The sequence below is a fragment of the Marmoricola sp. RAF53 genome, assembly GCF_052114005.1.
Taxonomy (GTDB): domain Bacteria; phylum Actinomycetota; class Actinomycetes; order Propionibacteriales; family Nocardioidaceae; genus Marmoricola.
On the sequence record NZ_JBFRDX010000049.1, the window covers coordinates 1 to 1939 of the forward strand.

A 1939-nucleotide genomic window follows, 5' to 3' on the forward strand; every position below is an offset into this window, starting at 1 on the left:
CCCGTCCTGGAGGTCTGGAACGCACGTGACGTCATCGTCTTCAAGCGCTCGATGGCCCCCGGCTACGCCGGCGTGCAGAACCCGCTGTTCTTCAAGGAGAACTCGCACATGCTGTTCGGCGACGCCAAGGACCGCGTCGAGGACATCGTTCTAGCGCTATGAAGATCACCATTGTCACCGGGACAGACACCGACGTCGGGAAGACGGTAACCACGGCCGCCTTGGCGGCCGGTTCGGAGAAGATCGGCCGGGCGGTGTTCGTCATGAAGCCGGTGCAGACGGGCCTGATCTCGGAGCCGGGGGACATCGCCGAGATTCAGCGGCTGATCGGGCCGGTTCCTTCGCGGGTCGGCGCCGAACTTCGCGAGGCACTTGCGCCGAGGGTCGCCGCGCGGTGGGAGGGCGTGAGTCTGCCGGAACTGGCAGTGCACGTACGCGACATCGTCCGCTGCGCGAGAGCATTCGACGACCTCTTCGTGGAAGGCGCGGGCGGGCTCCGAGTGGCGCTGGGTGACGCCTTCGATCTGCTCGACCTGGCTGATGAGGTCCTCGGGTCTGGATTCGAGTGTGAGTTCGTTGTGGTCACTCGTTCCGGGCTGGGAACGCTCAACCACACGATCCTGACCGTTGACGCCATTAGGGATCGCGGTCACCGGGTTCGGGGCCTTGTCATCGGATCGCTACCACCAACGCTCGACCTCGCCCAGCAATCGAATCTTTGCGAGCTACCCCGGCTGACCGGCGTTCCGCTCCTAGGCCTCATTCCCGAAGGAGCCAGCAGGCTTTCGTCCGATGACTTCCGGCGCGAAGCTTCCAACTGGTTCGTCGAAGGGACCGTCACATGAGTGCCGCTTCCTCAAGCAGCGCGAGGTCGCGCGAGAGGTCATGGTTCGCCGTCTCTCGATTCACCCTGGCCGCGGAGCCCCGGTCTGCTGATCCCGCCGAGGTCGAGTTGTTCTGGATCCACGCAAAGGAAGTCGGGACGCTCACGACTGCATGTGGCTTGGCGACCCTGAGCTGGCACAAGCACTGGGCGCCGTTCAAAACCATCGGACGCGCAAATAGATATCCGGACTGCATTCGTGTGGTGACCGCGGATAGGCCTTCGAACTCAGACATCAACGTCGTCAGTGATCTTCCCAGGATCGACCACCGATTCGTGGACCTGTGAATCGGGCCACCGACCGGCTGAAGTGCCGGCCCTCATTGTTGCCGGGGTCTTCCGATCGAGTACGACGCCGCTGCCTAACCAAAGCTCGCGCCCGTCCGTCAAACGTCGAGTGGCCCGCGACTCCTGCTTGGGCGAGCAACCCGAGTGATTTACCGAGACCAGGAGATACGGAAATGCATGAGATCGCAGACGACCCTTGCACTACCCGGCTCATTGAGCCGAAGGCAGTAGTTGACCTTCTCGTGGCTGCTTGGCAAGAGGTGGTCGTTGCCCTGTCCAGCCGCATCCGACCGAATGACCTCTGAGACTGGGCGGCCCTGTCAGCAGTATTGGCAGCCGCAGATCAGTTTCGCACCAGTCGCGGCGTAGAGGGCTACTCGACCGGACCTGCCGGGTGAGTGGCAAACATGGTTGGACGGTCAATTGTCATCGACACCGATCAGCGACGCCCAGCGCGTCATTGCCCCGTCGCACATTGCCGGACCGTCTCCAGAGGCAGTGGGTGAACAGGCCGGCCTTCCCGTGTCGCCACACCACAGCGGAGGTTGCTGAGACGCTCCGCGCGTGCATGCGTCGCGACGGTGCTGGTGACTGCCCCGAGTGCCGGGGTCGGGCCTTGGGGTCTGCTGCACGATCAGGTGACAGGTTCGGTCAGGCTGCCTGAGCAGCTGGTGGCGTCATGATGGTCTCGAACTCAATGGGGGTCAATCGGCCCAGGGCGTCTTGTCTGCGGCGTCGGTGGTAGGTCCTTTCGATCCAGGTCACGAT

2 protein-coding genes are annotated in these 1939 nt (G+C 63.3%); both read left to right on the forward strand.

The window, feature by feature from the left end:
- Positions 1-162, forward strand: a 162-nt coding sequence (locus AB4Y76_RS21250) for an NAD(P)(+) transhydrogenase (Re/Si-specific) subunit beta (RefSeq protein ID WP_441928979.1), incomplete at its 5' end; no start/stop codon positions are given.
- Positions 159-845, forward strand: a complete 687-nt coding sequence (gene bioD, locus AB4Y76_RS21255) for a dethiobiotin synthase (RefSeq protein WP_441928977.1) — start codon at positions 159-161, stop codon at positions 843-845. The genes AB4Y76_RS21250 and bioD, both read left to right, overlap by 4 nt.
- The last annotated feature ends 1094 nt before the right edge of the window (positions 846-1939 follow it).